The sequence below is a fragment of the Mycobacterium sp. UM_11 genome, assembly GCF_001414075.1.
Taxonomy (GTDB): Bacteria; Actinomycetota; Actinomycetes; order Mycobacteriales; family Mycobacteriaceae; genus Mycobacterium.
The window spans coordinates 1-5,289 of sequence record NZ_LATC01000174.1; the positions used below are offsets into that span (position 1 = coordinate 1).

The following is a 5,289-nucleotide window of genomic DNA, read 5'->3' on the forward strand; positions in this document are numbered from 1 at the left end:
ACCGACCGCGATCGGCGCGCGTATCACCGCCAATGACCCGCAGCTGTTGCTGGCCCACGGTTACGACCACAACTGGGTGATCAACCGCGGCGACAACGCCGGGCTGGTGCAAGCGGCCAAGGCCGAGGACCCGCGAACGGGGCGCACGCTGACTGTCTCCACCACCGAGCCCGCTGTGCAGTTCTACACGTCCAACTTCCTTGAGGGGGCGTTCACGGGCACCAGCGGGCACATCTACCGGCAGGGCGCCGGATTCACGATGGAGACTCAGCACTACCCGGACTCGCCGAATCACCCGAACTTCCCGACCACCACGCTCAACCCCGGCCAGACCTACGATTCGACAACGGTTTTTGCCTTCGGCACGCAATGAGAGGCGGTGCCGGCGCCCTCGGTCGGAGAATGTCCCGGTCACAGCGGTAATTTGCGTTGCGCCGGGGGTGGGCGGCTTTAATCGTGATGAACTCTCGCAGCAACTACGAGGAGCTTTTGATGACCTACCGCCGTCTTGCCTGGGCGCTCGGCGCGGTGGTGGCGGCGGCCGTCGTCATTCCCGTCGCCGCACACGGCGAGCCGCCGACGAAGTGCCTGACCAACACTCAGACGGGCAAGCAGGTCTACGTGCCCTGCGACCTGCTCAACGCCGGCGCCAATTTCCCGCCGGGGCAGCGTTGCCCACCACCGCTCGAGCAGTACCCGAAAGACGTGGCGGACTGGTGTGGCGAAGGGCCGGGCCTGGCGAGCACCACGCCCACGACTCCCACGAGCCCGACGACTCCCACGACTCCCACGAGCCCGACGACTCCCACGAGCCCGACGAGCACGACGAAGCCGACGAGCACGACAAGCCCCACGAGCTCCGCGACCCCGACGACGACCCCCACGGCCCCCACCACCTCGACGAGCGCATTGAAAACGGCGGGTCCGGGCAACGCCCAGTGACGAAGCCCTAACCGGGCGGCGCGGTGACGACGATCGATTCCTGCCCGATCTTCCAGGCCGTCATGAACGTGGCGATGCTGACCTTCGTGTTGGCGTGATCGGCGTAGGGGTCGTTGAGGTGAACCACGTCGGAGTTGGTGTCGATGCCGGTGACCACCAGCAGATGGTCGGCCGAGGTGCGCTGGTCGTTGGAATTCAAGATGGTTCCGGAGTTGACCCACGCGATGACCTTGCGGTTGGCGCCCAGGTACTGCTCCAGCGACGACAGCCCCACCTCTTCGGGGTGCTTGTCATAGGTCATGTGCGACTTGATGCCGTAGTGGTCGAGTAGCACCACCGTGTCGGCCATGTCGATGCCGCCATTCGGGCCATCGTGAGCCGGGTCGCCGGTGGGGGCGTAAATCGGGCCGTTGCGGATCGACGAGGGCGTCTGCTGCGCCAGCTTGATGATCTGCTGCTCAGTCGGGGAGTGGCCGGTGACCTCGCCAACCACGTCGGCCACGGACGCCAGCCCGCAATTGTCCTCGTACGACTGCTGCTGCCAGAACTGGGCGGCCGCGTCGGGGTCGCCGTACACGCCGCTGGCAATCGTCGTGGCCCTCGGCGGGCCGGCATCGGCCCGGCCGGTGCCGGCGGTAGCCGACGTCGCCGCCGCGCGCATCGACGACGGCGCGGCGCTGCACGAAGACAGCGTCGATACGCTCGCGATACCGATGCAGGCGGCCGCCAGGGCGGTGGGTACCGCGGCCGCGATCCGAGAGTCGAACATGTTGCCTCGCAAAGGCCGGTCGAACTACCGATTGGTCAGCAACGTAGCACCGCCAGCAAACCCGCGCAGCGCAAATAGCCGCGGCGGCGACCCTCAGTTGCCCGCCTCGATCGCCGCGACGCGCGCGGCCGCGTCGGGTCCGCAGAACCGCTGCAGGTCCACTCCGCCCGCGGCCAGCAGGTCGTCGATGCGGCGTTTGAGGTCGCCCGACGACAGGTGCGCGTACAGGTTGGCCCCGGGGCACGAGGTCGACGCCAGGTCCCGATGGCCCGCCAAGGTGGTGGTCGCGACGCGAAAGGTCTGCGCCGCCCAGGCGAAGGCGCGGGCCGCCCCGACAAGCTGCGCCTCGGGCACGGACTCTTGATCGAAGTCGCCCTCGCAGAGAACCAGGAAGTGCCCCGTCGTGTCGTAGTCCGTCGCCGTGTCGCCCGCGAGCTCGGTACTGCGCAGCTCGTAGATGTTGCCGTTGCGGTCGACCCCGACGTGATAGGCGATGTCGATCCACCCGTGTTCGTCCTGGTGGTAGCGCTGGTCCTGTCGGAGGTGGCTTGGTGCGTTGCGGTTGTCGCCGAGGACCACGGCCTCGTGGTGCAGGGTCATGCGGGTGATGGTGTGACGCCGGCCGCCGGAGCGGGCCGGCCGGGCGCCCCAGGCGTCCCGACACAACAACAGGGCCGAGCTGGCGCTCATCAGGCGGGCATCGGCCCTCGACGTCGCCCGCGCGGCCGCCGCAACGTCCGTCGGTGCCGTCCTCGAGTGGGTGCCGACCACGGCCGCCGCACCGACGCCGCCGGCCAGTCCTAGCATCTGGCGGCGGCTGACGACGGCCGGCCGACCCCGCGCGGGCTCACACACGCTTCATCACGATACGGTGATCGGCGCCGCAGAACGCCGTGATTGCGTTACCGGGCGAAGCTGTTGGCTCGCAGGTGCATTCGCGACGGGATCGGCACTACGCTTTGGGCGTAGGGAGGCGGCGATGGGACGGGCCAGCGCGTTTGGCGACAGCTCGCTTGGCGGCTTGCCCTTCGGTAGGCGGAAAGCCATCGCGGTGGGAGCCGTCGTGGTCGCGCTCGTGGCGGGTTGCTCGCGCGGCGATACGGCGCACACCGCGCCGAGCGTCAGTCCGACGACGACACCGCCGGCCGCGGTGTTCACCCCCGTACCCTCGGCGCCCGCCAAACCGCCCGATGCCGCAACCGCCGCCGCTTTCGCCAAGGTCTCCAAGCTGATCAACGACGCGATTGCGGCGAACCGGCTGCCGGGCGCGGTGCTTGCCGTCGGGCACGGGGGACAGGTCGCCTTCCAGCAGGCCTACGGCTCGCGCAAGCTCGCGGGCGAACCCGGACTGGACGGGTCGCCGGCACCCGCGGAGCCGATGACCGAGGACACCGTCTTCGACATGGCGTCGTTGACGAAGATCCTCGCCACGACGACCGCGGTCATGCAGCTTTACGAACAAGGCAAGGTCGGGCTCGACGATCCCGTCGGGCAATACCTGCCCGACTTCGACGCCGGGAACGATCCGCGCCGCGCGACCGTGACCGTTCGCATGCTGCTCACGCACACCTCGGGCGAAACGGGGGACGTCAACCTTGGCGATCCGTGGGGATTGGACGGGGCCGACAAACCCGAAGGCGTTCACCGCGCACTCACCACGCCGCTGGAGTCCGATCCCGGTCAGGGTTTCCGGTACTCCGACATCAACTTCATCCTGCTCGGTGCGTTGGTCGAGAAGGTCACCGGCGACACCTTGGACGACTACGCCCAACGACACGTGTTCGAACCGTTGGGAATGACCGACACCCGCTACCTTCCCGCGGCCAAAGCATGCGGCCCGCACACGACGATCGGATCCGCGGTCGCCTGGACCGCCGCGCCGCCCGACCGGACGCAGGACGACTGTTCGGCCGGCACGTGGAACGTCAATCTCTTGCCGCGCGTGGCGCCGACCGCGCGTGACGAGGAGGGGCGATCCGATCCGAGCGGGAATCCCGATCTTGACCGCCTGCTGCGGGGCACGGTGCAGGACACGACGGCGCGGCGGATGGGCGGCGTGGCGGGGCATGCCGGCGTGTTCTCGACCGCCCACGATGTGAGCATCTTCGCGCAGGCGTTGCTCGACCGGCTGGCGGGTCGTCCAAGCGAATTCCCGCTAGCGCAAGCAACTTTGGAGTTGATGACCACTCCGCAGCAGCCCGGCCACAACGCTCAACAGCTCCAAGCGGCGAACGACGCCGCCCGAGCGGCCATCGCGAAGAGACCAAAGACCGCGGACCCGCTGCTCGCTGCGCGCTATCCGGCGATCGCGGGGCAGGAGCTGCGCGGCCTGGGGTGGGATATCGATTCGCGCCTGTCCATGCCGCGCGGCGTGGTCTTTCCCATCGGCAGTTTCGGCCACACCGGTTTCACCGGAACCTCGGTGTGGCTGGACCCGGACTCGGATACCTACGTCGTTCTGCTGACGAACTCGATTCATGTGCGGGGCAGTTCGCCGATTTCGGACCTGCGGGGTCAGGTCGCGACCGCCGCGGCACGGGCGTTGGGGCTCTAGGGCCGCTCGAAGTGTTGGTAGTCGAGGGGACCCGCCCACTCGCCGCCCCACCGCCAGCCGCGATCTGTGAAGGCGCGCACCGCCGGGTCGCCGACGTGTAAGAGCCCCGGGTCGGTGCGGGTGCGGTCCAGGTAGGCGGCCGCGTTCTGCGGTTCGAAATACCCGCTGGCGTAGAGGCAGGGGTTGACAAGCGTGTTGATATCGATGGCCCGCCCGTAAGCGTGGGGAGACCATTCGTCGGTTCCGGGGATGAGCCGGCAGTTGAACGCAGACGTGTTGTTGTCCTCCATCGACAACTCGTCATTGGCGTCCGGGTAATTCTCGACCGTGCGCATCTTCTCGATGGGATAGCCCAGTCGGTAAAGCTGCTCGAAGATGGCGATGACGTCCGGCGCGAGGTCTTGGTGGACGATCAACGGGCCCCGGTGGGTCTGGGCGTCGAAACCGATGTAGTCGACGTCGACCCGCCGCAGCTGCGCCGGCTCGACCGGACAACCCGGCCGCCAGGTCGTGCCGAGGTCGGCGGCGGTGACCGGTGCGACGGTCGCACCGGGCGGCGGTGGCGGCCTAGACGACGACGCGACGGCCCGCGATGACGGTGCGGCGGACGTTGACGGTGTGCCCGCGCGCGGTGGCGCCGGGGTCGTGCATTGCGCCAGCGCCAGGCAGGCCGCGAGCATGCCGGCCGCCGCGGCGCCCCGCCGCCGCGGCCGGTCTCGCGCGATCCGCCCGTCCAAGAAGCCGCCCGTTGCGATCAGAAACTTTCGAGTAGCCCACTACGCTACTTGCCCCGGTTCCCGCGGCGAACCCTCGAGGGCACGACAAACAACTCGAGCCTTCCGGTGAGGTCATCATGACCACAATGCACAGTCCCGGCAGCGTCGTGCCGACCCGCTTCCGTTGGTGGTCTGCGATCGCGAGCGCCTGCGGGAAGGTGGCATCGATCGGCATCCCGGTCGGCGTGGGCGCTTATCTGTTCACCGATCATTGGGGACTGTCTCTTATACACATCTGACGCTGCCGA

The 5,289-nt window shown here is 68.5% G+C and carries 6 protein-coding genes and 1 pseudogene; 4 read left to right on the plus strand and 3 right to left on the minus strand.

The window, feature by feature from the left end:
• Both WU80_RS23980 and WU80_RS25665 read left to right on the plus strand, forming a co-directional pair.
• Positions 1–373: pseudogene (locus WU80_RS23980) on the plus strand (galactose-1-epimerase); the annotation flags it as partial.
• A 119-nt stretch (positions 374–492) separates the two neighbouring features.
• Positions 493–942: a hypothetical protein gene (locus tag WU80_RS25665; RefSeq protein ID WP_156349740.1), complete on the plus strand. Its 450-nt coding sequence runs from the start codon at positions 493–495 to the stop codon at positions 940–942.
• A 7-nt stretch (positions 943–949) separates the two neighbouring features.
• Here the strand turns inward: WU80_RS25665 and WU80_RS23990 are convergent, their stop codons facing one another.
• Positions 950–1,711, minus strand: coding sequence for a C39 family peptidase (locus tag WU80_RS23990; protein ID WP_055405583.1), 762 nt, complete (start codon positions 1,709–1,711; stop codon positions 950–952).
• A gap of 93 nt (positions 1,712–1,804) precedes the next feature.
• Positions 1,805–2,566: an N-acetylmuramoyl-L-alanine amidase gene (locus WU80_RS23995; RefSeq protein ID WP_231633904.1), complete on the minus strand. Its 762-nt coding sequence runs from the start codon at positions 2,564–2,566 to the stop codon at positions 1,805–1,807.
• Between the two features lie 124 nt (positions 2,567–2,690).
• On the opposite strand from WU80_RS23995, the gene WU80_RS24000 reads away from it, so the two are divergent.
• Positions 2,691–4,265, plus strand: coding sequence for a serine hydrolase (locus WU80_RS24000; protein ID WP_055405584.1), 1,575 nt, complete (start codon positions 2,691–2,693; stop codon positions 4,263–4,265).
• On the opposite strand, the gene WU80_RS24005 is transcribed toward WU80_RS24000, so the two are convergent.
• Positions 4,262–4,945, minus strand: a complete 684-nt coding sequence (locus tag WU80_RS24005; protein WP_055405586.1) for a M15 family metallopeptidase — start codon at positions 4,943–4,945, stop codon at positions 4,262–4,264. The two genes, WU80_RS24000 and WU80_RS24005, sit on opposite strands and share 4 nt — an antisense overlap.
• Before the next feature lie 173 nt (positions 4,946–5,118).
• On the opposite strand from WU80_RS24005, the gene WU80_RS26000 reads away from it, so the two are divergent.
• Positions 5,119–5,280 (plus strand): hypothetical protein, encoded by a 162-nt coding sequence (locus WU80_RS26000; protein WP_156371856.1) that lies wholly within the window; start codon positions 5,119–5,121, stop codon positions 5,278–5,280.
• Positions 5,281–5,289: the final 9 nt, after the last annotated feature.

Bases quoted from the DNA above. Each gene is read 5' to 3' on its own strand.
- WU80_RS25665 (WP_156349740.1), top strand. From the start codon at position 493: ATGACCTACCGCCGTCTTGCCTGGGCGCTCGGCGCGGTGGTGGCGGCG.
- WU80_RS23990 (WP_055405583.1), bottom strand. From the start codon at position 1,711: ATGTTCGACTCTCGGATCGCGGCCGCGGTACCCACCGCCCTGGCGGCC.
- WU80_RS24000 (WP_055405584.1), top strand. From the start codon at position 2,691: ATGGGACGGGCCAGCGCGTTTGGCGACAGCTCGCTTGGCGGCTTGCCC.
- WU80_RS24005 (WP_055405586.1), bottom strand. From the start codon at position 4,945: ATGCTCGCGGCCTGCCTGGCGCTGGCGCAATGCACGACCCCGGCGCCA.
- WU80_RS26000 (WP_156371856.1), top strand. From the start codon at position 5,119: ATGACCACAATGCACAGTCCCGGCAGCGTCGTGCCGACCCGCTTCCGT.